Genomic DNA, 26,821 nt, shown 5'->3' with positions numbered 1-26,821 from the left:
ACCTAAATAAGCATATTGATAAGAGAGTTATTAGCAAAATTGTTACTTGAAGACTAAATTAAGAAACTAGAGATTCAATGGCAAAAACAGCATTACGCAACTTTTTTAAGATCTTTTTAACGCATAAAGTTATTACTCACTTAACTTTATGCCACAACACACTGATTATTATGTTATTGATAATAAATACGCATTAAGTCCAATTAATAAATCAACATATTGATAAGAAACTTTTTATTAAAGTTGTTACTTACTGGCTAAAATTTGTTATTGCTAAACTAGAGATTGAACGACAAAAACGGCATGGCGCAACTTTTTTGAGAAACGTCATCTACACTTTTAGCCGTTAATCAATTTAATGATTAACGGCCACTTGACTTAATTAGTCAGCTGATTTGGTTTTATGAGGTAAGATTAAATTTAACACAATCGCTAAAATTCCACATAAGCTTATACCTTGCAGTGCATAAGATCCAAAGTCAAAAATCATGCCACCAATACCAAATACTAGTACTAACGAGACAATACACATATTACGTGATACGGAAAGATCGACTTTGTGTTTGACTAAAATGTTAATGCCAACTGATGCAATGGAACCAAATAGTAAAACCATGATTCCCCCCATCACTACTGTAGGAATCGAACTTAAAAAGGCACCAATTTTACCTATGAAAGACATTAAGATTGCCCAGATTGCTGCCCATGTCATTACTTGTGTTTTGAAATTACGCGTTAAAGTCACCGCACCAATTACTTCAGCATAAGTTATACAAGGAGGTCCCCCTAAAAATCCAGCCGTGCTTGTAGCTAGGCCATCGCCTAATAATGTTCGTTGTAAACCTGGGTCGCGAGTATAATCTTTACCGGTTACTGAGCCAATTGCCATAATGTCACCTACATGCTCGATGGTTGGCGCAATAACAATGGGTATCATATATAAAATAGCTTGCCATTGAAATTCAGGGAAGGTGAAATCGGGTGTTTTAAACCATGGTGCGTCAATTACTGGTTGAAAATTAACAATACCAAAAACACAAGAAAGCGCGTATCCAACCACAATACCGGCAATAATCGGTACCAATCTAAAAAAACCTTTTGCCCAGATAGCGACAATTAATGTGGTTAGTAAAGAGCCCATTGAGATAATAATAAGTTGGTAATTTTCGGCTTGAAGTCCACTGTTTTTACCCATGGCCATCCCAACAGCAACGGGCGCTAGTGATAATCCGATTACCATGATAATTGGTCCAGTGACTACCGGAGGTAAGATCCGGTCAATGACATTGTTACCATTAATTTTTACTAAAAAAGCAAAAAACATAAATACTAAGCCAGCTGCCACTAATCCACCTAAGGTTGCTGGTATTCCCCATTGCGCTACCCCAAAAGATATTGGAGCAATAAAAGCAAAAGAAGAAGCTAAAAATACCGGTACTTTTCCTTTAGTGGTGAGTTGAAATAGTAAAGTTCCCACCCCTGCGGTAAATAGTGCTACGTTTGGGTTTAATCCTGTTAGAAGTGGTACTAAAACTAAAGCGCCAAATGCGACAAATAGCATTTGTGCGCCGGTGAAAACATCTTGCCAAGATGGCTTTAATTGCGAAATATCTTTTTGTATCTCGTCATTGGTGTTTTTAGCCACGTTATCCTCTCTTATTGAACTTCATGTTTAATATAATTTCATTGTTAACTAACAGACATAAAAAAACCGGATAAACCGGTCTAAAATTTGAGATTTTATTTAGTGCCAAATATCTTGTCACCTGCATCGCCAAGTCCGGGCAAGATGTATCCTTTATCGTTTAATCGTTCATCGATTGATGCAGTATAAAGTTCAACATCTGGGTGAGCTTGTTCTAATACTTTAATACCTTCTGGCGCAGCCACTAAAACCAGTACTTTGATATTTTTACAACCAGCTTTTTTAAGCAGATCAATAGTAGCCACCATAGAGCCACCAGTAGCAAGCATTGGATCTACCACTAAAGCCATACGTTCTTCAATATCAGAAGTGAGTTTTTGGAAATAAGGAACAGGTTCGAGAGTTTCTTCGTTACGATAAAAACCAACAACACTAATTCTTGCACTCGGTATATGTTCTAAGACACCATCCATCATACCTAAACCAGCACGTAAAATAGGAACAACGGTAATTTTTTTCCCTTTGATGCGTTCGACTTCAACTGGTCCACACCAACCTTCAATCGTCACTTTTTCAGTCGGTAAGTCAGCTGTTGCTTCATAAGTCAGTAAACTGCCAACTTCACTGGCAAGGTCTCGGAAATCTTTTGTGCTAATGTCATGTTCACGCATTAAGCCAATTTTATGGCGAACTAGAGGGTGTTTTACTTCAACAATTTTCATTGGGGGGCCTCAGTGTTATTCTTTGATGATCTAATTAGTAGGTATAAATAACCACTGAGAGGTAATTATAGCAGAGATATCAAATCATGAAAACTAGAAATCCCAACAAAGCAGATCGTTAATCTAGATTTTTAAAAAAAGTCTTTATTTTTTATAAACTTTCACCCTCTAGATATGCAACAGGTAAGTCGATTACCTTTTGATCTATCTTTTCACCATTGATGCGTTTTAGGAGTAATTCGGCAGCAATGTTACCCATTTCTATTCTTGGCGTTTGTATGGAGGCTAATTTCGGATTCATATATTGACCAATTTTGTGTCCATGGAATCCAACTATAGCTATCTGCTTAGGTATTTCAATACCAATACGTTGACATTCAAGTAATACGCCTATAGCTAAATCATCATTGGTACTAAAAATACCATCAACGCTTGGATTTTCTTCTAGAACTTGGTGTAAAAATCTTGCACCTAATTCATAGGATGAAGCTTCTTTTGTCGCTAATGTTTTTGGCGTTAATCCCGCCTCTTGCATAGCTTTTTCATAACCTTGCTGGCGAATAATGCTTCGCTGATCTTGTCTGGCACTAAAGTAGACAATATTACGTCGCCCTTTATCTATCATGTGATGAATCATATTTTTGGTGACGGTGAAATTGTCAAAGCCAACAGCCATATCAATACAAGGTGAGACACTGTCCATAATTTCAACTACCGGTACGCCTGAAATTTCGATCATTTTAAGTGTGGCGGGATTATGTATTCTTTCAGTCAAAATTAGTCCATCAATATTGTAAGACAGTAATGAGCGAACCCGTAACTCTTCTTTATCGGCACTGTATCCGGTATGCGTGATCATGGTTTGGTACCCTTTTACATCCGTGACCATTTCGATACCTTTTAAAATGTCGGCAAAAACTTGGTTGGTTAACGAGGGTAACACCACCCCAATAGCATAACTTTTAGCATTGGATAACATGTCTGGGGCTTTGTTAGGGATATAACCCAGTTTATCGATAGCCGATGAAATTTTTAATCGTAGTGCTTCCGATACAAGATTGGGATCTCGTAAAAAGCGACTTACTGTCATTTTGCTGATACCAAGTAAATTGGCGATTTCTTGTAAACCTGGTCGACGTTTTTTATTCATTGCTTATTTTCCGGTAATCTTGGTTGCCAATCAATTGGCGTTTTACCATGTTGTAAAATAAAATTATTCGCTTTTGAGAAGTGTTTACATCCAAAAAATCCTCGATGAGCAGACAGTGGCGAAGGATGTACAGCGGTTAACACATGGTGTTTTTGACGATCAATAAATTGACCTTTTTTTTGCGCCGGAGAGCCCCAAAGTAAAAACACGACACCTTGCAAATGTTTATCGATCGCTTCAATAACATGATCAGTAAAGGTTTCCCAACCTAGTTTGGCATGAGAATGAGCTTGTCCGGCCTCAACAGTTAAAACATTATTTAACAGTAATACCCCTTGGGTTGCCCAGTAACCTAAGTAACCATGATTTGGAATAGTAAAACCTTCAATATCGGTTGACAGCTCTTTATAGATGTTTAGTAATGATGGAGGCGGTTTAATTCCCGGTAAAACAGAGAAGGATAAACCATGAGCCTGATTTGGACCATGATAAGGATCTTGCCCTAAGATCACTACTTTGATGTTATTAAATGCAGTAAAACGAAAAGCATTAAACACATCGTGCTGAGGTGGATAAATAGTTTTACCTTCAGCACGTTGTGTGGCTACAAACTGCATTATATGTTGAAAATAGGGTTTCTCTTTTTCAGAGCCAATAACATCATTCCAGGTTAATTGATTACTCATAGTTTACCTTTACTATTATTTTATCTAATATTGAGATGATAATAATTATACCTAAAAATAATAATAAACCTAATGCTAATCAATGTTGAACCATGTTAAATAAAGACTCTTAAATATTCAGTTAAACATAAAATCGCCATAGATTGACCATATGGCATCGATGTTAACGGAATATTTTTATAATATTCTAAATTGCTACCCATTGCGGTTCCAAATGAAACATTTAACAGTGTTCCGTTATCGTCAATATTTGTCATTACGCCTTTAATTGCTTTTTCTGCCATTAATGCATAATCTGCCGAGATATAACGTTTTCTTATTGATTTTAAAATACCATAGGCAAAGCCAGCAGTTGCCGATGTTTCTAAGTAAGAATCGGGATCATCTATAATAGTGTGCCATAATCCACTTTGATCTTGATATTTAGCAAGCGCTTCTATTTGCGCATTGAGTACTTCAATAAGTAATTTTCTAAAAGGATCATGTTGATCAAGATCAAGTAATTCAATAAATTCGGGAATGACGATTGTCAACCAACTATTTCCCCTTGCCCATCTTGCTTTAGCAAAATTATGGTTACCTTCAAATGTCCATCCATGAAACCATAGCCCAGTTTGGCGATCCATTAAATATTGGATATGAATCAGTATTTGATAAATTGCTTCTTGTATATATTCAGGCTTATTAAGCAATTTACCAATCTTGGCGATAGGTAATACACTCATCATGAGAGTATCATCCCAAAGTTGTTGGTGATTTTCATTGTTATAAACGATGTGTTGTAAGCCACCAAATTTGGTTCTTGGCATCTCATACATTACCCAATCAGCCCAACGCTCCAAATAAGGTAGGAAAACCGGGTTTTTGGTTTCTTCATACCGATAGGCTAAAGTTAAAAGTGGGCAAACGGTATTAACATTTTTGGTTGGTGTCCCTTCTGATAAACGCTGTATAAACCAATCGTCTATAATGTCGAGAGTCGGTTTATCACCGGTTTGTTGATAAAATTGATACATACCATAAAGTCCAATGCCATGAGTCCATTCCCAGCCATTCCACCCTTTGGTATCAATTACCCGCCCGTCATCTAATCGTAGTAGAAATTCACCGGTTTCATCTTTAATATTAATGAGATTATTAACAATTTTGTGAATCAGTTGTTTCAATTCAGAACGCGAAATTATATATTCTGGTTTGCAAAGTAATTTGCTATGTTTTACAGGAAATATCTGCATTTTTTACCTCTACTAATCATTAAAAACGAATTTATTTATTTTTATAACCTATATTATTATTTCCCCATAGTTGGGAAACCGGCATACCGGTTAACATTTCAACAACAGGTTTACCCTCATCACTAATTCGTTTTTCAGAACTAGAACCAATACCTTTTATATTATTAATTTCATTGATTAGAATTTTGTGAGTAGTTAAATTTAATTTAAATTTTAATGAAATTAAAAATCCTAATGAGAGCACAAAGATTGTTCCAATCACTAATAAAAATAAGATGGTTAGTGAAACTTGTTCAGGTTGTTGATTTTGACCACTAACAAAACCAGACCATTGTAAACACACACCAATCAACATTACCGCACCAGCTTGTGAAGCTTTACGAGTGAAGGTCATTACGCCCGCAAAAATACCTTCGCGACGTTTGCCAGTAATAATTTCATCAACATCGGAAATATAGGTATAGATATTCCAAGGAACGTAATTGATACCGCCTCGACCTAGGCCTGCAATGGCTGAGATAGTAACGAGTAAGGTATGAACGTGACTTAAGTTGTAATACCAAATGACGCCATACGAAAGGCAGCTTATACCGAAGATTGTGACCACAGCCCGGTAGGCTGGTGCGGGGCCATATTTGATGCATAATGGCATCATGCATAGTACAGCAACGAATTGTGTGATAGACATTGTTCCAATTAGCATTGAAGCCACGGTTGGTTCTTGTAATAGAACGAAAATTACATAATAGGTAAATACCGCATTAAAAACATCCTGAGCAATATATCCGCCCAGATACATACCTAAATGCTGTCTAAAGATTTTTATTTTGAACGTGGATAACAGTTCGATGACTAAATGGCGGATACTTTCTTTAAATGGTAATGAAGCAGCCAGTTGTTCGGCAAGTAATGCTTCGTTTGATTTAAGCTCATTCGGTCTTTCCCAAGTAAATAGGTATACCATGCAAAGGGCAAATGAACATAAGATTGAGAACACTAAGCTGGCATAAAAAAATGATATTGCGTTATCTTTTCCAAAATAGTTGAGCAAAATTCCCGGTAAGAATCCAGCTAATATTGCCGACAATTGTGCCATTGAAATTCTGGCACCAGAGAATTTGGTTTTTTGCTTAAAATCGTCGGTCATTTCAGGGACTAAGGTTTCGTAAGGAACAAGCACCATGGTGTATACCATGTCGAAGAAAAGATAGGTGATTAAGTAGTAGAGATAATTCATACCGGGCGCCCACATTACGCTATAGCTGAATATGAGAGGAATACCAAGCAATATGAAGAATTTACGACGTCCAAAACGTTTTCCTAATCGAGTTCGACCAAAGTTATCGGTTAAATAACCCATTAATGGACTAATCACCGCATCAAGAACCCTTGCGGCCGCGAAAATAAATGTGGCTTCAATTGGCGTTAGTCCACAAAAATTGGTATAAAAATACAATAACCATACAGCCGTCAATGCTGTTGTACCGGCACCTAAAAAATCACCCGCGCCATAGGCTAAGTAATTTTTTAATCCTATCACTCTCTTTTTCATATTTTCCCCACTCATTTTTTCCTTATTCCAAAAGATAAATAACTCCTTTAAGTACTGTGACTAGTCTATGGTGGGAACTTTCCTGAAACTTTAATATACCTGCCTACTTTCTATAAAAATGGCAAAATTTTGAAAGTCGATGTGATTTTGTTCACATATATTTTATTTTTATGAAATAAATTCTATTTTCAAAAAAAATTTATGAAACAATGATTCAAATTTCAACTGTTATTGTGAGTACTTATGATGAATATTCCAAAAGTAGCCATTTTGTTAGCTGAAGGTTTTGAAGAGGCCGAAGCCATTATTATTTATGACGCACTTTGCCGAGTGAAAATAGATGTCGATCTATTAGCCTGCCAAGATGATATTAAGGTAAAGAGCTACCACGGTATTGAGATGAGAGCACATGCGTTACTTAAGAATAAACCAAACACACTTTATGATGCGGTGATTCTACCGGGTGGACCTGATGGTACGGTTAATTTGGGTAATAATGCCGATGTGATTGAGTTCATTAAACGCCATGATAAAGAATATAAGTGGATTTGCCCAATATGTTCAGCAGCAGCAAAAGTTTTAAGTAAGAATAATTTATTAAATGGTCGTAAATATGTCTGCTCTGGTGATTTATATAAAAACGTATCAGACGGTATTTTTGTTGATCAGGATGTTGTCTGTGATGCCAATCTTTTTAGTGGTAAAGGATTAGGCATGGCATTTAAATTTGCTTTTACACTTGCAGAATTATTGAAATTAGATAAAGACAAGATTCGCTTTCAAGCCGATCATATTTATGTCAATTACTGAACCACTGATAATTCATAGCGTTATTGGAATATTTTTATTTATATCGACAAGATCCTAAAAAGCTAATCAACGGTAAAACTTATCAGATTAATAGTTTTTTTTGACTTTAATCAAATATTCAAAGTGCTATATTAAGCTTAAATAGTTTAGGACAATAAGGTCCCAATCCATTAGGAGGATTTAAAAATGATTACAGGCATCCAAATTACTAAAGCTGACAACCAAGCACTACTTAACTCATTTTGGTTATTAGATGATTCAACAAAAGAAGCACGTTGCGTCGCTGCTAAATCAGTTTATAAAGAAGATCAAGTTGTACCAACAGCAGAACTTGGTCAAATAGAATATCGTGAAATTCCATTAGATATTGCTCCAACAATTAAAGTTGAAGGTGGTCAACATCTAAATGTAAACGTACTTCGTCGTGAAACTTTAGAAGATGCAGTACAACATCCAGAAAAATATCCACAATTAACTATTCGTGTTTCTGGTTATGCGGTACGTTTTAACTCACTAACAGCTGAACAACAACGCGACGTTATTGCTCGTACTTTCACAACTAAAATGTAATTTACATATTTTAAATGTTTACGTAGTATAAGTTAGATTAACCCAGTAATTATACTGGGTTAATTTTTTTTAATGGCGATAATTTTGTTCTATTTGTTCTTTTTCTCTTTCACTTTAACTTTCACTTATTTTCAACGCGTTATTTAAATATCCTTCAATTCAACCGGATGCTGAATAAAAAGTTTATCTATCAGTAATATTACATTTAATTATTTCTTTAAATTTCTGGTTTATAAATATAATTTTTTAATATCCCGCCAGCGAAAAATTTCCAATGTGATTTACTTATTAAGTTAACATTTTTACAATCATAAAGGCATTCTTAAAATTTTTAGCCTGATCAAAACAGCCCACACACGATGGGCTGTTGCTTTATTCGGCCTGTTGTTTACCAACGAAAATATATGCCATGATGAAAGAGGAGCAAATTGATATTAATACGCCCAATATTGCGAAGATAAAGTAAGGACCAATATAAGCAGGTAAACTAAAGATACTCGATAGAATATAGCCATATAACCTTACCCCAAATAATGCAATGAAGGCTGAGGCAATCGCACTACCGGCAGTTGCAGCGATAAAAGCTTTTTTATACTTAGTTAATACTCCGAATAGTGCTGGCTCGGTGATACCTAATAATGCGGATACCGCGGCAGAAACAATCACTGTTTTTTCTTGTTTATTTTTCGCCTTAAAATACATAGCAGCAGTCGCTCCGGCAATTGCCATATTCGCCATAAACATCATCGGCATCAACATATCATAGCCTAATTCAGCAAAATTCTGCAGCGCTATCGGTGTCATCGCATGATGCATCCCGGTTAAAATAGCGACTGGTCGAATCGCCCCAACAATAGCGCCAGCAAATACGGCAGAAACATCAAATAATGAACGGATAAACAGCGCTAATAGTTTACCTAAATAGATACCTATAGGACCAATTACGCTAAGCGCTAATAAACCAGCAATAAATAAAGTTACCGTTGGTGTGAAAACTGTTTTTAGTACATTAGGCATAATTTTATCAACAAATCGATAGATATAACTTAATGCCAGAACCGAGAAGATAATAGGAATAACACTACCAGCATAGCTAAAAATCGATATTGGTATCATATCCAAAAAATAATAAAAACTGGCAGCATTAGGATTAGTTGCTAACAATTTTGCCGCATCAATTAAAGTTGGATACATCAAACAAGCTGCGATAGCTGCGGCTAAATACTCATTAGTTTTAAATATTTTTGCTGCCGAAACCGCCAAAAAGAACGGTAAAAAGTAAAACACACCACTGGCGATTAAATCAATAATAATAACGGTATCACTGGTTTTAGGAACCACTTTTAACGCAATTAGGCCAGCAAGTAACCCTTTAATCATCCCTGCTCCAGCGATTGCCGGTACAATAGGACCAAAAACACCAGAGACAGTATCCATAAACAAAGAAACAATGCCTTTATGTTGTTTAACTGATTGTTTAACGGATTGTTTAGCTTGATCATTTACTGGTGTTTGTAATCCTATTTCATCAGCCAAAAAGTCAAAATAAGCTTTAACTTGAGTGCCTACTACAATTTGGCATTGATCACTTTGAAATTGCGCAGCAATTACCCCAGAAATTTGTTTAATTTCATCCCAATTAACCTTGGTTTGATCTACTAAATCAAATCGTAAACGTGTCATACAATGCCAAGCATTTTTAATATTTTCCTTACCGCCAATATTAGCAATAATTTTTTGAATACTTTCTTGTTTACTCATTAGAACCTCAATCGTCCTTAGAATTGGTTTATCTAAAATAATAGAAACTTTAAATTACCAATACAAGAATGAAAAGTTTGATCTAGATCACAAAAAAAGCGGTTTTGACACTGAAATTTACTTTATTTTCCAATTGGTATGCTTTTTCTCGACAATTTTTATTTAAATTTGAACCAATAATTTTTCACCAATATTTTGCGCTTTACAGATGTGGAAAATATCGGTAATTATATAAAAAGAAAAAGTTTTAATGAGGATACTAACCCTATGTTACCAACCCATATCACTGACATTGAATGTATCATTACTAAACCGGATAGACATAATCTTGTTAGCGTAATTATTTATACGGATAAAGAGGTTATCGGTTATGGCTGTGCAACTTTTCAACAGCGACCATTAGCCGTAAAAACCATTATTGATGAATATTTAAAACCATTGCTCATTGGCCGAGATGCCAATCATATTGAAGATATTTGGCAGATGTTAATGGTTAATGCTTATTGGCGTAATGGACCAATTATTAATAATGCTATTGCTGGAATTGATATGGCATTGTGGGATATTAAAGCTAAACTAGCGAATATGCCTCTTTATCAATTATTTGGTGGTAAATCAAAAGATGCGATAGAAGTGTATACCCATGCAACCGGTGAAACACTGTCAGAACTTTTTAAACAGGTTGACCAATGTATCAGCCAAGGTTATCGCCATATTCGTTGTCAATTAGGATTTTATGGTGGCAAACCAGATGAATTGCATAGTCCACAACAGTCAAGTAGTGGGGCTTACTTTGATCAAGATCAGTATATGCAAAATACTTTAGAGATGTTTAAAAAGTTACGAGAAAAATATGGCTATAAAATCCATTTTTTGCATGATGTTCATGAAAGATTATTTCCTAATCAGGCCGTCGCTTTTGCGAAACAAGTTGAACAATATCAGCCCTATTTTATTGAAGATATTTTACCGCCGAATCAAAATCAATGGTTGGATCAAATTCGTAGCCAAACTTCAGTTGCTTTGGCAACCGGTGAACTATTCAATAATCCATTAGAGTGGCAAGATCTGATTATTCAACGTAAAATTGATTTTATTCGTTGTCATGTTTCACAAATTGGCGGAATCACACCTGCTTTAAAATTAGCCGCATTTTGCCAACCATTTGGGGTAAGAGTTGCCTGGCATTGTCCACCAGATATGACACCAATTGCTGCAGCGGTAAATACTCATCTAAATATTCATTTGCATAATGCGGCAATTCAAGAATATATCCCTTATTCGACAAATACGCAGGCAGTATTTCCAGGTATTATTGCCGCCAAGCAAGGCTATTTATATCCAATCGAGCAAGTAGGTATTGGTGTTACAATTAATAAAGCTGAGGCAAGTAAATATCCTGTGGTTTATCGACCACATGAATGGACTCAAAGCCGTTTACCTAATGGGGTCATACATACGCCATAAATCAGGTTTAATGAAAGTTTTTTAAACTAGTTGACACCAAGTTGATGGGTAAATTTACTTTTTATCATCAACTAATCTTAATTCAAAATTAGGTTTATTAAATGGTGTGATATAGGTACAAGTATAGTGAATATCAATAATTTCACTAATGGCATAAATTGCACCATTATTTAAAAAACACCGATTGATAATTTTCATTGCAGGCATGCCTTTTTTGCATTTGAGTAATTCTGATTCCTGACGATTAATGGCAACAGCTTGATATTGCGTCAAATAATGGGATATTTCATAACCTTTACTTAATACATATTGTTGGATAGAGCTTTCAATATTTTTTTGTTTTAGATCTGGAAAATATCGACAAGGTAACTTAGAAATCTCAATTTGGGTACCACGACCATCAACAAAACGAATACGATGAAACTCCCAAATATAATCATCGTCAATTAGATTAAAGGTCTGTTTCTCTGCTAACTGTGCACGTCTTTTACGAAATAAAATAAGTTTAGAGTTAATTTGATCGTAATGTTTTTCCGTCAGCGAATTATAAATTAATGGATTATTTTTAGCTTGTTGATTAATAAAAGTACCCGAACCTTTTTGAACCGAAATAATACCGATTTGCAGCAATTTTTCTAGCGCTTTACGTATTGTGTGACGAGAGACGCCATAACTTTCTGCAAGCTCTCGTTCGGCAGGCAATTTTTGATTAGCAAAACTTAATTGCTGATAAATTCGCCCTAAAAGATCTTGAGCAATAAAATCTTTTTTCTTTATCTTCACAAGCTATTACCCTTATAACTCACTCACCACCGAACAATAATATAATGTTACTGCTCATGCCTTTACGACTAAAAGGTAAGTTTATACTTTTAATTAAATTTAATACAAAAAAGGATAATATAAAATATTATCCTTTTTTACATAACAGTAATAACTTTTTATATGGTTAGATAAATTTAAATTTCTTTATATTATTAACTATGATTAATAGGAAGTTGTGCTGCTAGTTTTTTCTTAGTTTAATACTTTTAATAATTCAGATATATCAGCTCGTTCCATATAATTAGCATTAACATAAGCAAACTGAATCTTTTTATCCTGCCCGATTACATAAGTTGCTGGTATTGGTAATGTATAACTATCATCATCATTAAAATCCAATAAATTAGCACCTAAACTCTTATATAATTCTCGCATTTTTTCCGGTAATGTGAATACTAAACCAAATTGGTTAGCTATGTTGTTTTTAATATCTGATAGTATCGTTATCGACATCGATTTTTCTTTTTTTAACTGTCCACTAATTGAAGATTTCTGCGGTGAAATAGCAATGAAATGTGCATTTTTTTGCATCAATTCTAAGTTATTTTGAAAATGCTCCAATTCTTTTACACAAAACGGACACCAACTACCTCGAAAGAAACTAATGATTACCGGTTGAGTTTCCAGTAATTGATATAAATTGATTTTTTCATTATCAGTTGAGATTAATGAAAAGTCAGGTGCAATATCGCCACATTGTAAAGCATGACTTTCTAGTTTTTCACTTAGCATATCAGCTAGTGAATTATCTAACATATTTAGTACATCGGGTGGTAATTGTGCTAATAGATCTTGTCTTAATATTTGTAAATCTTCAATTACTTTCATTTAATAATTTCCTTTTTTGATACATTTTCATGAATTTGGCTTAGTACTTTTCTGAATATAGCAACATCATTATCAGATAAGTTATTAGTGATTTTTTCGATCCAAACACTGTGTTCGTTTAACGTTTCCGTTAATAAATCCATTCCTGTTGGGGTTAAACAAATAATGGAAATTCTTTTGTCATTTTCATCATTTCTTTTTGATACTAGCCCATCATTAATTAACGAGCTGACAAGCGTGGTTGTCGAAGCTTTAGTTATTCCTAATAATTTGGCAATTTCTTGCAAAGATAATTCTTGATATTCTTTCAGTAAAACTAAAATAATTAGTCGACTTTCTGAAAGATGATATTTATCAAGACGTTTAGCACACTCTATATCGATCAGATTAGCAACAGATAATAATGTAAAGCATGTTCTAATCTTTTCTAAATCAACCGTATTTTGTTTCTTCAAAATATTGCAAAAAGATAAATAGCGATTTTCGAGCTGCATGCATTACCCTCCAAATTAGTTAGCCCCCTTACTAATTAGATATATTAAATACTATATGACTTAATGTCAAATTATGAATATCTAATAATAAAGGGAAAATTCAAGATAACTGAAATGAAAAATATTAAGATATCAATAGGATAAAAAAAATCGAGCCTTATTCGTAAGGCTCGATTGTATAATCAACGATTTATATTATCCAAAAAACTTCTTCACTTTATCAAAGAAGCTTTTTTCTTTTGGACTATGTTTGGCGTTTTTATCAGCTTTAAAACTGTCACCCAACTCTTTGAGTAACTCTTTTTGCTTGCCAGTTAAGTTTACAGGGGTTTCAACCACAACATGGCAATACAAATCACCTACTGTGCTACCGCGTAATGATTTAATACCTTTTCCACGTAATCTAAACATTCTACCGGTTTGCGTTTCTGCCGGTATGGTTAAACTAACTTTACCATTTAGGGTTGGCACTTCAACTTCACCACCAAGGGATGCTAATACAATGTTAATCGGAATTTCACAATGTAAGTTAGTACCATCTCGCTCAAAAATTGCATGTGGCTTTACTTGTACCTGAACATATAAATCACCCGCTGGTGCGCCATTAAGTCCTGCTTCACCCTCACCTGAAAGTCGAATACGGTTTCCTGTATCAACACCGGCTGGAATAGTAACAGATAACGTTTTTGTTTTTTGGATTCGTCCTTCACCACGACATTTTTTACATGGGTTTTTAACGATTTTTCCACGGCCGTGACAGGTTGGACACTCTTGCTGTACCGCAAAAAAGCCTTGCCGCATTTGGACGACACCAGAACCATGACAAGTATCACAAGTTACCACATCAGATGATTTTTCAGTCCCTTGTCCATGACATACATCACAAGTTACCCAAGTTGGTACTTTGATCTCTTTAGTTACGCCACTTGCTGCTTCTTCTAGCGTTAAGGAGATATTGTATTGTAAGTCATTACCTCGTGACGCTGTTTGCCCTTGTCCTCGCCCTCGACCTCCGCCGAAGAAATCACTGAAGATATCATCAAATGCCGAACCGCCACCAAAACCACCAAAACCACCGAATCCTCCAGCACCAGCACCACCGTGCCCTTGTTCAAAAGCAGCGTGGCCATACTGATCATAAGCGGCTTTCTTTTGCGGATCGGTTAAGATTTCATAAGCTTCTTTGACTTCTTTAAATTTTGCTTCAGCTTCTGCTTTATTATCCTGATTTTTATCCGGATGATATTTCATGGCTAGGCGTTTGTAGGCTTTTTTTATCTCTGCTTCAGTGGCACTTTTACTTACGCCTAATGTTTCGTAATAATCTTTCTTCGCCATAATTAACCTTTACTTTAATCATTATATAAACAACTAAACGGGCTTGAGTTACCTCGCGCCCGTTTGATGTTTTACATGTTTAAAACTCGTTGCAATAACTCATTAAAGAACATATTAGTTAATGCTTATTTTTTCTCGTCATCAACTTCTTTGAAGTCGGCATCCACAACATCATCTTGCCCTGCAGAACTTCCGCTATTTGCTTGACCTGCAGATTGATCCGCTTGAGCTTGTTGTTGTGCTAACTCAAGTAATTTTTTTGACGCTTCCATTAATGCATTAATTTTAGCTTCGATCTCTGCTTTATCTTCACCACGGGCAGCATTTTCTAAATTACTTACCGCGCTTTCGATAGCGGTTTTGTCATCAGCTGATAATTGATCGCCAGCTTCAGTCACTTGTTTACGAGTTGAGTGAACAAGGTGATCCGCTTGGTTACGAATTTGTGCTAATTCTTCAAACTTACGGTCAGCATCAGCATTTGCTTCTGCATCTCTTACCATTTTTTGGATTTCTTCTTCACTTAATCCTGAAGAAGCTTTAATGGTAATGTTTTGTTCACGACCAGTATTTTTATCTTTTGCAGATACATGCAAAATACCATCAGCATCAATATCAAAGGTTACTTCAATTTGTGGCATACCGCGTGGTGCAGGTTGAATACCATCTAGGGTAAATTGATCTAATGGTTTGTTATCACTTGCTCGTTTACGTTCACCTTGTAACACATGAATAGTTACCGCCGATTGATTATCTTCAGCTGTTGAGAACACTTGACTATGTTTAGTTGGGATAGTTGTGTTTTTCTCAATCAAGGTAGTCATGACACCCCCCATGGTTTCGATACCTAATGATAATGGTGTTACGTCAAGTAATAATACGTCTTTAACATCACCACCTAATACACCACCTTGAACCGCAGCACCAACTGCAACTGCTTCGTCAGGGTTAACGTCTTTACGTGGCTCTTTACCAAAGAAGTCGGCAACGGCTTTTTGTACCATTGGCATACGTGTTTGACCACCAACTAAGATGACATCTTTAATATCAGAAACAGAAAGACCTGCATCTTTTAATGCTGTTTTAACTGGTTCCATTGAACGTTTAACTAAATCTTCAACTAATGATTCAAGTTTTGCGCGAGTCACTTTGATATTTAAGTGTTTAGGTCCGGTTGCATCAGCAGTGATATAAGGTAAGTTAATATCAGTTTGTTGAGCTGATGATAATTCGATTTTCGCTTTTTCAGCCGCTTCTTTTAAACGTTGCATCGCAAGTGGATCATTTTTAAGATCGAAACCTTGTTCACGTTTAAATTCATCAACTAAGTAGTTAATTAAGCGTGAGTCAAAGTCTTCACCACCTAAGTGAGTATCACCATTAGTAGCTAATACTTCAAATGTTTTTTCACCGTCAACATCATCAATTTCGATAATTGAAATATCGAAAGTACCACCACCAAGGTCATATACTGCGATAGTGCGGTTACCCACATCTTTATCTAGACCATAAGCAAGCGCGGCAGCTGTTGGTTCGTTGATGATACGTTTTACATCTAAACCAGCAATACGACCAGCATCTTTGGTTGCTTGACGTTGTGCGTCATTAAAATAAGCAGGAACAGTAATAACTGCTTCAGTAACCGGCTCACCAAGATAATCTTCTGCAGTTTTCTTCATTTTCTTTAAAACTTCAGCAGAAATTTGTGGTGGCGCAATTTTTTGACCTTTAACATCAACCCAAGCATCGCCATTATCTGCTTTAACAATTTTATATGGCATAATAGCAACATCACGTTGTACTTCAGCGTCTTCATAACGACGACCGATTAAACGTTTAATTGCAAATAATGTATTTTGTGGATTAGTTACTGCCTGACGTTTAGCTGGTTGACCAACTAGAATTTCGCCATCTTGTGTGTAAGCAATAATCGATGGGGTTGTGCGATCACCCTCGGCATTTTCTAATACTTTTGCTTGGCCGTTATCCATTACTGCAACACATGAATTTGTTGTACCTAAGTCGATACCAATAATTTTACCCATAATCGTTTCTCCTCAAACCTGTATTTTATTCTCTGTATATAAGTCTTAAATATTCAATTTCAAGGCCTTATTTTGACAAAGATATGTTTTTGTTTTCACATAAATGGGAACATTATTGTTAATATCAAGGGGGCAATTAAAAATAATTTTTTTATAGACCTTGATTCCGATAATCTCACCTCTTATTATTGCAACCCATTTTTATTATTGTGTTTAAAAACAGGAATTTTATGCAACAAACTAAACTTGCCAATCCGGGACCATTGGGGCTTATGGGGTTTGGTATGACAACAATTTTATTAAATATTCATAATGCAGGCTTTTTTTCGGTTACCACAGCCATCGTTGCTATGGGTATTTTTTATGGTGGACTAGCTCAAGTGATTGCCGGAATTTTAGAATTTCGTAAAGGCAATACCTTTGGCACCACAGCTTTTACTTCATATGGTTTTTTCTGGATAGCATTAGTCGGTATTTGGTATTTACCAACTTCATCAGCAACGGTAAACACTGATGCAACTTTTTTAGGTATTTTTCTAGCACTGTGGGGGATTTTTACCGCCTTTATGTTTATCGGCACCTTAAAAGCAAATCGTGCATTGCAATTCGTTTTTGCTAGCTTAACGGTTTTATTTGCTTTATTAGCAATCGGTAACATCTCTGGTAACCATGACATTATTCATATTGCCGGCTTTGAAGGCATTATTTGTGGTGGGAGTGCAATTTATCTTGCTATGGCTGAAGTTCTCAATGAGCAATACGGCCGTACAATTTTACCAATTGGCGCGGCAAAAGGCGCAGCACATTAAGCAATATCCTTTTTGTGATAATAGCATTGTGAGCATTAAAAAACGGGGAAATATCCCCGTTTTTTTATTTTTCTTTATGATACTATTTATTTTTTATAAGCATCATTATGCACACCAACTGCTGCACGACCTGATGGATCATTTAGATTTTTAAATGACTCATCCCATTCAATCGCTTTCGCTGTTGAACAAGCAACGGTTGGACCGCCAGGTACACAATGTGCCGCACTTTCAACTGGGAATAGTTCGTCAAAAATCTCACGATACATATACGCTTCTTTTGAGGTTGGCGTATTGTATGGGAAGCGGAATTTTGCGTTTTCTAACTGTTGATCGGTAATTTTGCTTTCCGCAATCTCTTTTAAGGTATCGATCCAACTGTAACCTACACCGTCAGAGAATTGCTCTTTTTGACGCCATACTACTGAAGCCGGTAAGTAAGATTCAAAGGCTTCACGGACAATGTGTTTTTCCATTTTACCGTTACTACCACACATTTTATCTGTAGGGTTAATGCGCATTGCAACATCTAAGAATTTCTTATCTAAGAATGGTACCCGAGCTTCGACACCCCAAGCCGCCATTGCTTTATTAGCACGAGCACAATCATACATATGAAGCGCAGCTAATTTACGCACAGTTTCTTCATGGAACTCTTTAGCATTTGGCGCTTTGTGGAAATAGAGATAACCACCAAATACCTCATCAGCACCTTCACCCGATAACACCATTTTGATGCCCATTGCTTTAATTTTTCTTGCCATTAAATACATTGGGGTTGAAGCGCGAATAGTTGTGACATCGTAAGTTTCGATGTAATAAATAACATCACGAATCGCATCAATACCTTCTTGGATGGTGAAGTTAATTTCGTGGTGAACCGTACCTAGATGGTCAGCAACCGCTTGTGCTGCTTTAAGATCTGGCGCTCCTTTTAAACCAACCGCAAATGAATGCAATTGTGGCCACCAAGCTTCTGATTTTTCATGATCCTCAACGCGACGTGCAGAAAACTTTTTGGTAATCGCAGAGATAACTGAAGAGTCAAGTCCCCCAGATAATAAAACCCCATAAGGCACATCAGACATCAGGTGGCTTTTAACAGATTCTTCTAATGCAATACGAAGTTCATTGATATCAGTTTTGTTATCTTTGACATTATCGTATTCCATCCAATCACGTTTGTAATAGGTTTTGATTTCACCTTCAGTGCTAGATAAATAACAACCTGGAGGGAAAGCCTCAATAGTTTTACAAACTGGGACTAATGCTTTCATTTCAGAGGCAACATAAAATGTGCCGTTTTCATCATATCCCATATACATTGGGATAATACCGATATGATCACGACCAATAAAATAGGTACCTTTATTAATATCATAAAGGATAAACGCAAACATACCTTGTAAATCATCAAGACAGTGAATACCTTTTTCTTGGTATAAAGCTAAGATCACTTCACAGTCAGATCCTGTTTGAAACTCATAACGATCTTTATACTGATTTCGGAGTTCTTGATGATTATAAATTTCGCCATTTACCGCTAAAACAAGTGTTTTGTCTTTATTATAGAGCGGCTGAGATCCTGTATTAACATCTACAATTGATAGACGTTCATGGGCTAAAATAGCTTTATCAGAAGCAAAAATACCAGACCAGTCAGGTCCACGATGACGTTGTAGACTTGATAGTTCTAATGCTTTTGTTCGTAGTTGTTCTGGATCTGATTTAATATCAAGAATACCTAAAATCGAACACATTGAATTTCTCCATTTAAAATCGTTAAAACGATACTATTTACTAATAAAATTTATTTTAAATATTACAAGCAAAGCATAAAAATAACAGCATACACATTATTGGTTAACAATTAAAGTACAATATCATTATACTTTTTCTATTACTGTAAAAGTTGACTATTATTTTTTTAACCATTGCCCTTGTTGTTTAATATATTGACCAGCTGGTGTTTTTTCTTGTGCTTTAGTTCCTGCTCTATTTTGAACTTCCACTAATGGCACATTACTTTGAGCTGATACTTTTTGATACTCTTGTTTACGAGCCTGATTAATTAACTGGGCAATTTCGCTGGCATTACCTTCATTTTTTACTACCCCTAAATAACCATCAGCTTGTTCTCCCACTAAACCATTGGCTTTAGCTTGGCCTAGTGAATCAATCGCTTGATCTAAATTTAAAGCAAATACCGGTAAAGCTAAGGTGATTGATAATAATGCTACTGTTGCTTTTTTATAGATATTCATGACAGACTCCTTATTAAATACATCATATTAAAATGAGATGAATATGTGTAAAAACGATTAAACTTTAAATCTTTCGCGGTAAAGGTCAGTTTCATTAACCAATAACAACGAATAATATTATCAAGTTAATATAAACCTGATTTATTGATAATATTATCTAGAGCTTTATCCACTTTGATATTAATTTCGTGATCAATTTTAACGTTCAAATTGATATTAATTGGTTCGTTAGGCGCTTGTACTTTAACCGTTGGCGTACAACCTATTAGTACAGTACTACACACTATAATGGTAATAATATTTTTAAGCATAGATTAACCTCTTATCTATCAAGATTTCCTTTTTAAATACGCTTCAATACGTTTTCGAATAGGTTCGTTTATTTGATCAGCAAGTTGTAAACTTATTAATAATTTTGCAATATTTTCTTCAAGATTAATATTTAAATTTACTGCTTTATTATTCTCAACATCACGGTTACTTCCTTGAATGTTTAGTCCTAATTTAGCAATTTCATTGGCATAATTAACGGTACCAGATAATTTAGTATAATGAAAATTCTTAATAAGATCAGTGAGAATTTTCATATTAGGATTTGTAAGTGCATAATTTTTCAAGGCAGAATTATCGAACCGTAAGAAACCATCATTAACCGTGACTAATTGACCATTTTTGATAATTACTTCCGTTAAAGCCGCCCCTTTTTTACTCGATGGTAATAGTGTTACCGGCAAAGTTCCATCAATAGCGCCATCACCAGCTAAACCTTCCGCCGGATATTTAGCAAAGATATCCTTTAATTGTAACTTTTTTAATCTTAAATTAAACTGTTGAGGTAATTTAGCAAAATTCAATTGTCCTTTATCCAGAAAAACTAAACCGGAAAAAATAGTAGCTTGAGCTAATTGCCATTTTACAATACCGTTAAGCGGCTTATCTAAAGATGCCAAATAACTACCAGCAAGTTTAACTTTCTCGAAACTAACCCCAATATTAACTTCTTGAACAGTTAGTGACGAAGTCGAAATAGAAAGTTGATTATTTTTTACTAAAATGCTGACATCACCAACTGCGGATTTAATTTCACTCGCTTTATATATCCCATTGAATTGGTTGATAATTAATGCCACATTACCATTGATCTGTTTTGATTGAAATGGAATCGGTATGACCAATTCAAATGCGACTTTGCCGACTAGTTTTTGTACCAGTAAATCATCCGAAAATTTAGCTTTATCGATATTAAGCAATGCTTTGTCGCTACTTTTTAAAGTAAGTTGTTTATCGGTTAAAACTCCGCTAAATGGTAAAGTTAAATTACCTTTTTCGATACCAAAGTGGTGCAAAGTGGTAGTTAAAATACCATTTTCAATAACAAAACAAGAATTAGATTGATTGAATGAAACATTGGCCGCAAGCGTTGCCATATCCTGAGTATTGCTTGCTAGCTTGAGCTCAATAGTGTTTTGATTTTTAGTGGTTTCAATCTTTAGATTAACTAACTCATTTTTTTGTTGATAAAATTTTAACGAGTCGAATTTAATTGTTTTCGGTAACCAATAAATGATGGTAGATATAAGCGAAGAGTTGAATGGGGATTGCTCGATTTGTTGATTAACATTATCTGCCACCTTTGACAAAGTCGATTTGTCAGTTAACTCGGTGGATTGCCAATAAATATCAATACTTTTTGCAGTTAAGGTTGACCAAGATAGTTTAATATTGTTCGCTTTTAACGATAATTGTGGTTGTTGAGAAATAGTGAGTTCAGCAAAAGATAATCCGTCAAGGCTGATATCGAGACCTTGCCAGTCTACAGAAAGATTATGTTCATCCTTAAATGCTAGCCAATATCGCCAACCATATAAGCTCACTATTACTATAATAAGTAATATAATGGCTGGAATCCAATAACGTTTCTTTAAGCGAGTCATCATAAACTCTCTATAAGTGAGTCGCCGAACATTATCGGCGACGGAATATTATTATGCTTGAGTTTGCTCTCTATTAGCAATGTAAGCTAATGCTTTGTCAATTCTTGCTAATGTACGTTTTTTCCCAACAGCATAAACCGTTGCATCAACAGAAGGTGATTGACCTATCCCCGTTACTGCAACACGAAGTGGCATACCGACTTTTCCCATACCAACTTCAAGTTCGGTTGCGGTTGCCTCAATAGCATGATGAATTTTATCAATTTGCCAATCGAAATCGGAAATCGCTGCAATTTTGGCTTTAATTGCTTCTAAAGGTTCTTTGGCGACCGGTCGTAAATGTTTCTTAGCCGCATCACTATCAAACTCAGCAAAATCTTGATAACAGTAATGACATGATTCAGCCATCTCTTTTAATGTTTTACAACGTTCACCAAAGAGTTTAACGATAGTAATCAAATCTGGACCTTGAGTTAAATCATAACCTTGTTGATTCATATGCCAAACTAAATGTTGCGCGACATAATCAGCATCTAAATGGTTAATATAGTGATGATTTAACCAGAGTAATTTTTCAGTATTAAAGGCACTGGCTGATTTGCTAACGGCATCTAGCGAGAAGAAATCAATCATTTCTGGTACTGAAAATATCTCTTGATCGCCATGCGACCAACCAAGACGAACTAAATAGTTAAGCAAGGCCTCTGGCAAATAGCCATCATCACGATATTGCATCACGCTCACTGCGCCATGACGTTTCGAGAGTTTTTGACCATCATCACCTAAAATCATCGATACATGACCATATTCAGGCAGAGGGGCCCCTAATGCTTTTAAAATATTAATTTGTCGAGGGGTATTATTGATATGATCTTCACCGCGAATCACATGGGTGATTTCCATATCCCAGTCATCAACCACGACACAAAAGTTATAAGTTGGAGAACCATCAGTACGACGAATGATGAGATCATCAAGCTCTTTATTGGCAATTTCGATCGGTCCACGAATTAAATCATTGAAGATCACAACACCATCAACCGGATTAGCAAAACGAACAACATGCGGTTCGCTATGGGAATGTTGTTTTTGCACTTCATCACAACGGCAATGACCATCATAACGCGCTTTTTCGCCTTTAGCCATTTGCTCTTCACGCAATTTTTCTAGGCGCTCTTTTGAACAATAGCAACGATAAGCCGTTCCCTTCGCCAACATTTCGTCAATAACTTGATTGTAGCGATCAAAGCGCTTAGTTTGGAAATAGGGACCTTCATCCCATGATAATTTTAACCAGTTCATACCTTCCATAATCGCGTCAATGGCTTCTGGTGTTGAACGTTCAAGGTCGGTATCTTCAATACGCAATACAAAGGCGCCATGCGCATGGCGGGTATAAAGCCAAGAATAAAGCGCAGTACGAGCACCGCCAACATGTAAGTAACCTGTTGGGCTTGGCGCAAAACGGGTTTTAATTTTCATGAAATAATCCTATAAATAACAAAAAAGAACACTAGAACATCAATTCGTCACTCGCGCTCTTTTTTATTCAAACTTTTCCCATAAATGGGAAAGACAATAATATTTTGCAATAAATTCGATTTAGTTGCTTATTCTAACATGCCCAAAGGTTTCAGCAAGTCACCAGTAAAAGGCATAATTAGTAACTTATTTTAACTATTTACTCAATATATAGTCTAATATAAAAATTACACTATATACTATAGGATGAAGTTAATTTAAAAATTAATGCGCTTCATCCCAATTATTACCTACACCGACGTCTACTTTTAATGGTACTGACAGTTGGTAACAATCTTCCATAATTGATTTAATCAACACACTATATTCACTCACCAACTCTTCTTTAACCTCAAACACCAGCTCATCGTGCACTTGCATCACCATTTTGATACTACCGGTCGGTTGACTTTTTATCCACTCACTCATCTTAATCATAGCGGTTTTGATGATATCAGCTGCAGTACCTTGCATTGGTGCGTTAATTGCCGCACGCTCAGCACCTCGTTTTTCAATAGCATTGCCAGAAATAATTTTTGGTAAATATAATCGTCTTCCTGATAGAGTTTCCACATAGCCTTGTTGCGTTGCCAATTGGCGTGTTTCTTCCATATAAGTTTGTACACCAGGATAACGTTCAAAATAGCGATCAATATAGAATTGTGCTTCTTTACGAGGAATATTAATTTGTTTCGATAATCCAAATGCACTCATACCATAAATCAAACCGAAATTGACCGCTTTAGCGCGTCGTCGCTCTTCGGCTGTCACATCTGCTTCTGGTTTACTTAATACTTCACTCGCGGTTACTCTATGAATATCTTTATCATTAGCAAAGGCGCTAAGCAGACTTTGATCTTGTGATAAATGCGCCATAATACGCAACTCTATTTGTGAATAATCGGCTGAAATAATTTTATAACCTTGTGGTGCAATAAATGCCTGCCGAATTCGCCGCCCCTCTTCATTACGAACTGGAATATTTTGTAAATTTGGATCATTTGATGACAGTCGTCCTGTTACCGTACCAATTTGGTTGTAATTGGTATGAATTCGGTGGTCGATTGGACTTATCATCAAAGGTAATTTATCAGTATAAGTATTTTTCAGTTTTGCTAAGCTACGATAAAGCAAAATTTTACGTGGTAAAACATATTGCTCAGCAAGCTCACTGAGCACATCTTCACTCGTTGATGGATCACCTTTTGGGGTCTTTTTTAATACGGGTAGTTGGTGTTTTTCAAATAAAATAGCTTGAATCTGTTTTGGTGAAGAAGGATTAAATTTTTCACCCGCTAGAAATTGCAATTCAGTTTCTATTTCTAGCATTTTTTTATTTAATTCTGTGGAATACTCATTTAACTGTTTAGGGTCAATTAACACCCCAGTTCTTTCCATATCAGCCAACACAATCGCCAGTGGCATTTCAATATCGGTAAATAACTTGGTGAGTTTTTGGTCTTTTTCCAGTTCTGGCCATAGTTTCTGATGAAGTTGCAGAGTAACATCGGCATCTTCAGCGGCATATTGCGTGGTTTTTTCAACCTCAATAGCATCGATGGTGACCTGTTTTTTATCCACCTTGGTTAATTCATTATAGGTAATAGTTTTAAGATGCAAATAACGATTTGCCATACTATCCATATCGTGTCGTTCAGTACTGTTTAGCACGTAAGACTCTAACATGGTGTCATAAGCAATACCTTGCACATGGATACCATAATTAGCTAACACACTATAATCAAATTTGGCATTTTGCGCGATTTTTTTAATTTTAGGATTTTCTAATATTGGTTTTAATTTAGTTAATACCTCATTTAATGGTAATTGATCTGGCACACCAAGATATTGGTGATTAATAGGAATATAAGCAGCTTGATGAGGTGTAACACTTAGCGATATGCCAACCAATTTAGCATGAATATGATCAACATTATCCGTTTCAGTATCAAAGGCAAACTGCTGACAGTTAGTTAATTTAGCGAGCCAATCATCTAACTGCTCATGGGTTAAGATGCATTGATAATCGGTGTCAATCTTATCTTTAACGGTATCGCTCTCCTGTGAGAATAACGACAGATTATTAATATCAGTAGCCGTTAGTTTTTGTTGTTTTAAAAAATTACCCGCTATTAATTCTTTTTGCCAACGATGAAAACCATAATAAGCAAATAATTCGACTAACTTATTTACATCAAGATCTGTAACAAGTAGTTGTTCATTAGTAAAATCTAATGCCACATCGGTTTTAATGGTAGCTAATAAATAAGAAAGCTCAGCATCTTTTTGATTGTCTATTAATTTTTGCTTTAATGATTTAGCACCTCGAATCGATAATTTTTCAATATCATCTAAATGGTCATAAATATCTTTTACACTATCAAAAGCTGTTAATAAAGCCTGTGCTGTTTTTTCTCCAATCCCTGCTACACCTGGTATATTATCGGAATTGTCGCCTCTTAATGCTAAATAATCGATAATTTTTTCAGGTGGTACCCCAAATTTATCGATAACACCTTGCGGATCAAGCACTGTATTATTCATGGTATTAATCAGTGTAACTTTATCACTCACTAATTGCGCCATATCTTTATCCCCGGTACTAATAAGTACCTCGAGATTTTCTTTTTCAGCTTGTCTGGCTAAAGTTCCTATTACATCATCAGCTTCAACACCATCTACGCAAAGCAAAGGTAACCCCATTGCTTTTAAAATAGTGTGAATTGGTTCAACTTGTGGGCGTAAATTCTCAGGCATTTCGTCACGTGTTGCTTTATATTCGCTATAAATTTCATTTCGAAATGATCCACCTTTGGCGTCAAAAACTACTGCAATATGAGTAGGGTTATATTGATTCATCAAACTACGAATCATATTGATCACCCCAAAAATAGCCCCAGTTGGTTCACCTTTGGCATTAGTTAAAGGAGGACAAGCAAAAAAAGCTCGATAAAGATAAGAAGAGCCATCAATTAAAATAATTGGCGTATTATTTGGCATTAATAGTTACCCAAATGTTATTTTATACGATTATTATCAGTATAACCTAATTAGTAGCAATATTCTTGTGAACCACGATAATATAGTGCAAAAATATTTGAATGTCGCGGCGCTTTATCCTCAATTGATTGGTTAAAAATACTGTATATCGCTATATCTGTAATA

22 protein-coding genes are annotated in these 26,821 nt (G+C 35.5%); 4 read left to right on the top strand and 18 right to left on the bottom strand.

Annotation, left to right across the window (positions count from 1 at the left end; translation table 11 throughout):
* Positions 1–382: 382 nt before the first annotated feature.
* The 6 genes from DKK70_RS00430 to DKK70_RS00405 form a co-directional block, all read right to left on the bottom strand.
* On the bottom strand, positions 383–1,645 hold the full coding sequence (locus tag DKK70_RS00430) for a uracil-xanthine permease family protein (RefSeq protein WP_219999627.1): 1,263 nt from the start codon (positions 1,643–1,645) through the stop codon (positions 383–385).
* A 95-nt stretch (positions 1,646–1,740) separates the two neighbouring features.
* The gene (gene upp, locus DKK70_RS00425; RefSeq protein ID WP_034883276.1) at positions 1,741–2,367 is read right to left on the bottom strand and encodes a uracil phosphoribosyltransferase; all 627 of its coding nucleotides are present in this window, start codon (positions 2,365–2,367) and stop codon (positions 1,741–1,743) included.
* A gap of 151 nt (positions 2,368–2,518) precedes the next feature.
* Positions 2,519–3,517, bottom strand: coding sequence for a gluconate operon transcriptional repressor GntR (gene gntR, locus DKK70_RS00420; protein ID WP_110432273.1), 999 nt, complete (start codon positions 3,515–3,517; stop codon positions 2,519–2,521).
* Positions 3,514–4,203: a uracil-DNA glycosylase gene (gene ung, locus DKK70_RS00415; RefSeq protein WP_110432272.1), complete on the bottom strand. Its 690-nt coding sequence runs from the start codon at positions 4,201–4,203 to the stop codon at positions 3,514–3,516. The genes gntR and ung overlap by 4 nt, the downstream gene beginning before the upstream one ends.
* Before the next feature lie 95 nt (positions 4,204–4,298).
* Entirely contained in the window at positions 4,299–5,438 is a 1,140-nt protein-coding gene (bglB, locus tag DKK70_RS00410; RefSeq protein ID WP_110432271.1) for a beta-galactosidase BglB, read from the bottom strand.
* 31 nt (positions 5,439–5,469) lie between these two features.
* Positions 5,470–6,990, bottom strand: a complete 1,521-nt coding sequence (locus DKK70_RS00405; protein ID WP_110432344.1) for an MFS transporter — start codon at positions 6,988–6,990, stop codon at positions 5,470–5,472.
* A gap of 243 nt (positions 6,991–7,233) precedes the next feature.
* Here DKK70_RS00405 and DKK70_RS00400 point away from each other — a divergent pair, with 243 nt between their 5' ends.
* Both DKK70_RS00400 and grcA read left to right on the top strand, forming a co-directional pair.
* Positions 7,234–7,800, top strand: coding sequence for a DJ-1/PfpI family protein (locus DKK70_RS00400; RefSeq protein WP_219999625.1), 567 nt, complete (start codon positions 7,234–7,236; stop codon positions 7,798–7,800).
* Between the two features lie 186 nt (positions 7,801–7,986).
* Positions 7,987–8,370, top strand: a complete 384-nt coding sequence (grcA, locus tag DKK70_RS00395; RefSeq protein WP_110432270.1) for an autonomous glycyl radical cofactor GrcA — start codon at positions 7,987–7,989, stop codon at positions 8,368–8,370.
* A gap of 372 nt (positions 8,371–8,742) precedes the next feature.
* Here grcA and DKK70_RS00390 read toward each other — a convergent pair whose 3' ends face one another.
* Complete coding sequence (locus DKK70_RS00390; RefSeq protein WP_110432269.1) at positions 8,743–10,131, bottom strand: PTS transporter subunit EIIC; 1,389 nt, start codon at positions 10,129–10,131, stop codon at positions 8,743–8,745.
* A 267-nt stretch (positions 10,132–10,398) separates the two neighbouring features.
* Between DKK70_RS00390 and DKK70_RS00385 the strand changes: the two genes are divergently transcribed.
* Positions 10,399–11,598 (top strand): enolase C-terminal domain-like protein, encoded by a 1,200-nt coding sequence (locus DKK70_RS00385; RefSeq protein ID WP_110432268.1) that lies wholly within the window; start codon positions 10,399–10,401, stop codon positions 11,596–11,598.
* Positions 11,599–11,652: 54 nt separating this feature from the next.
* On the opposite strand, the gene DKK70_RS00380 is transcribed toward DKK70_RS00385, so the two are convergent.
* The 5 genes from DKK70_RS00380 to dnaK form a co-directional block, all read right to left on the bottom strand.
* The gene (locus DKK70_RS00380; protein ID WP_110432342.1) at positions 11,653–12,375 is read right to left on the bottom strand and encodes a GntR family transcriptional regulator; all 723 of its coding nucleotides are present in this window, start codon (positions 12,373–12,375) and stop codon (positions 11,653–11,655) included.
* Positions 12,376–12,615: 240 nt separating this feature from the next.
* The gene (locus tag DKK70_RS00375; RefSeq protein ID WP_110432267.1) at positions 12,616–13,251 is read right to left on the bottom strand and encodes a peroxiredoxin-like family protein; all 636 of its coding nucleotides are present in this window, start codon (positions 13,249–13,251) and stop codon (positions 12,616–12,618) included.
* On the bottom strand, positions 13,248–13,745 hold the full coding sequence (locus DKK70_RS00370) for a MarR family winged helix-turn-helix transcriptional regulator (protein WP_110432266.1): 498 nt from the start codon (positions 13,743–13,745) through the stop codon (positions 13,248–13,250). The genes DKK70_RS00375 and DKK70_RS00370 overlap by 4 nt, the downstream gene beginning before the upstream one ends.
* Positions 13,746–13,940: 195 nt before the next feature.
* On the bottom strand, positions 13,941–15,083 hold the full coding sequence (dnaJ, locus tag DKK70_RS00365) for a molecular chaperone DnaJ (RefSeq protein ID WP_110432265.1): 1,143 nt from the start codon (positions 15,081–15,083) through the stop codon (positions 13,941–13,943).
* A 125-nt stretch (positions 15,084–15,208) separates the two neighbouring features.
* Positions 15,209–17,128: a molecular chaperone DnaK gene (gene dnaK / locus DKK70_RS00360; RefSeq protein WP_110432264.1), complete on the bottom strand. Its 1,920-nt coding sequence runs from the start codon at positions 17,126–17,128 to the stop codon at positions 15,209–15,211.
* A gap of 230 nt (positions 17,129–17,358) precedes the next feature.
* Here dnaK and satP point away from each other — a divergent pair, with 230 nt between their 5' ends.
* The gene (satP, locus tag DKK70_RS00355; RefSeq protein WP_110432263.1) at positions 17,359–17,937 is read left to right on the top strand and encodes an acetate uptake transporter; all 579 of its coding nucleotides are present in this window, start codon (positions 17,359–17,361) and stop codon (positions 17,935–17,937) included.
* An 86-nt stretch (positions 17,938–18,023) separates the two neighbouring features.
* Here the strand turns inward: satP and asnB are convergent, their stop codons facing one another.
* The 6 genes from asnB to polA all read right to left on the bottom strand — a co-directional run bounded on the left by asnB (position 18,024) and on the right by polA (position 26,656).
* A complete protein-coding gene (asnB, locus tag DKK70_RS00350) occupies positions 18,024–19,697 on the bottom strand; it encodes an asparagine synthase B (RefSeq protein ID WP_110432262.1) in 1,674 nt (557 codons plus the stop codon).
* Between the two features lie 159 nt (positions 19,698–19,856).
* Positions 19,857–20,201 (bottom strand): YdbL family protein, encoded by a 345-nt coding sequence (locus DKK70_RS00345; protein WP_110422398.1) that lies wholly within the window; start codon positions 20,199–20,201, stop codon positions 19,857–19,859.
* A 125-nt stretch (positions 20,202–20,326) separates the two neighbouring features.
* Positions 20,327–20,512: a YnbE family lipoprotein gene (locus DKK70_RS00340; RefSeq protein WP_110432261.1), complete on the bottom strand. Its 186-nt coding sequence runs from the start codon at positions 20,510–20,512 to the stop codon at positions 20,327–20,329.
* Between the two features lie 18 nt (positions 20,513–20,530).
* Complete coding sequence (locus tag DKK70_RS00335) at positions 20,531–22,138, bottom strand: intermembrane phospholipid transport protein YdbH family protein (RefSeq protein WP_110432260.1); 1,608 nt, start codon at positions 22,136–22,138, stop codon at positions 20,531–20,533.
* A 48-nt stretch (positions 22,139–22,186) separates the two neighbouring features.
* Positions 22,187–23,617: a glutamate--tRNA ligase gene (gene gltX / locus DKK70_RS00330; protein ID WP_110432259.1), complete on the bottom strand. Its 1,431-nt coding sequence runs from the start codon at positions 23,615–23,617 to the stop codon at positions 22,187–22,189.
* Between the two features lie 264 nt (positions 23,618–23,881).
* Positions 23,882–26,656 carry a DNA polymerase I gene (polA, locus tag DKK70_RS00325; RefSeq protein ID WP_110432258.1) on the bottom strand — a complete coding sequence of 925 codons (2,775 nt, stop codon included), beginning with the start codon at positions 26,654–26,656 and terminating at the stop codon, positions 23,882–23,884.
* Positions 26,657–26,821: the final 165 nt, after the last annotated feature.

The sequence above is a fragment of the Gilliamella apicola genome, assembly GCF_003202655.1.
Taxonomy (GTDB): Bacteria; Pseudomonadota; Gammaproteobacteria; order Enterobacterales; family Orbaceae; genus Gilliamella; species Gilliamella apicola_R.
This window is presented reverse-complemented; position numbering and strand designations above follow the sequence as displayed.

Coding starts and splice junctions, on each gene's coding strand:
- DKK70_RS00390 (WP_110432269.1), bottom strand. CDS start 10,131: ATGAGTAAACAAGAAAGTATTCAAAAAATTATTGCTAATATTGGCGGT.
- ung (WP_110432272.1), bottom strand. CDS start 4,203: ATGAGTAATCAATTAACCTGGAATGATGTTATTGGCTCTGAAAAAGAG.
- gltX (WP_110432259.1), bottom strand. CDS start 23,617: ATGAAAATTAAAACCCGTTTTGCGCCAAGCCCAACAGGTTACTTACAT.
- upp (WP_034883276.1), bottom strand. CDS start 2,367: ATGAAAATTGTTGAAGTAAAACACCCTCTAGTTCGCCATAAAATTGGC.
- satP (WP_110432263.1), top strand. CDS start 17,359: ATGCAACAAACTAAACTTGCCAATCCGGGACCATTGGGGCTTATGGGG.
- bglB (WP_110432271.1), bottom strand. CDS start 5,438: ATGCAGATATTTCCTGTAAAACATAGCAAATTACTTTGCAAACCAGAA.
- dnaJ (WP_110432265.1), bottom strand. CDS start 15,083: ATGGCGAAGAAAGATTATTACGAAACATTAGGCGTAAGTAAAAGTGCC.
- grcA (WP_110432270.1), top strand. CDS start 7,987: ATGATTACAGGCATCCAAATTACTAAAGCTGACAACCAAGCACTACTT.
- DKK70_RS00340 (WP_110432261.1), bottom strand. CDS start 20,512: ATGCTTAAAAATATTATTACCATTATAGTGTGTAGTACTGTACTAATA.
- dnaK (WP_110432264.1), bottom strand. CDS start 17,128: ATGGGTAAAATTATTGGTATCGACTTAGGTACAACAAATTCATGTGTT.
- gntR (WP_110432273.1), bottom strand. CDS start 3,517: ATGAATAAAAAACGTCGACCAGGTTTACAAGAAATCGCCAATTTACTT.
- DKK70_RS00345 (WP_110422398.1), bottom strand. CDS start 20,201: ATGAATATCTATAAAAAAGCAACAGTAGCATTATTATCAATCACCTTA.
- asnB (WP_110432262.1), bottom strand. CDS start 19,697: ATGTGTTCGATTTTAGGTATTCTTGATATTAAATCAGATCCAGAACAA.
- DKK70_RS00375 (WP_110432267.1), bottom strand. CDS start 13,251: ATGAAAGTAATTGAAGATTTACAAATATTAAGACAAGATCTATTAGCA.
- DKK70_RS00405 (WP_110432344.1), bottom strand. CDS start 6,990: ATGAAAAAGAGAGTGATAGGATTAAAAAATTACTTAGCCTATGGCGCG.
- DKK70_RS00370 (WP_110432266.1), bottom strand. CDS start 13,745: ATGCAGCTCGAAAATCGCTATTTATCTTTTTGCAATATTTTGAAGAAA.
- DKK70_RS00335 (WP_110432260.1), bottom strand. CDS start 22,138: ATGATGACTCGCTTAAAGAAACGTTATTGGATTCCAGCCATTATATTA.
- polA (WP_110432258.1), bottom strand. CDS start 26,656: ATGCCAAATAATACGCCAATTATTTTAATTGATGGCTCTTCTTATCTT.
- DKK70_RS00400 (WP_219999625.1), top strand. CDS start 7,234: ATGATGAATATTCCAAAAGTAGCCATTTTGTTAGCTGAAGGTTTTGAA.
- DKK70_RS00385 (WP_110432268.1), top strand. CDS start 10,399: ATGTTACCAACCCATATCACTGACATTGAATGTATCATTACTAAACCG.